This is a genomic window from Halorubrum sp. SS7 (assembly GCF_005435055.1).
GTDB lineage: Archaea > Halobacteriota > Halobacteria > Halobacteriales > Haloferacaceae > Halorubrum > Halorubrum salinarum.
This window is the reverse complement of the sequence record NZ_SGXV01000549.1, coordinates 1-262: the sequence shown is the minus strand read 5'-3', so window position 1 is coordinate 262 and position 262 is coordinate 1. Positions and strand designations below refer to the sequence as shown.

Sequence of the window (262 nt, the reverse complement as noted above, 5' to 3'; positions counted from 1 at the left end):
CAGAACTCCACCGGACTCAACCTCACAGAATTCCCGGGACTGCTCCGGATGTCGCCGTCGGGACGGAGCCAGTCGCTCGCGCTCTCGAACCTCATCACCGACGACGGCTACGACGAGGTGGCGATCACCTACGTCAACAACGACTACGGCCAGAGCCTCACGGACGCGTTCGTCGACGCGTACGACGGCGAGGTCGTCTACAACACGCCCCACGACCAGGACCAGCAGTCGTACTCCAGCGTCATCTCGGAGATGAACAGCT

1 pseudogene is annotated in these 262 nt (G+C 62.6%); it reads left to right on the top strand.

Going from position 1 to position 262, the window contains the following annotated elements:
- A pseudogene (locus tag EXE44_RS19095) lies at positions 1-262 on the top strand (ABC transporter substrate-binding protein); the annotation flags it as partial.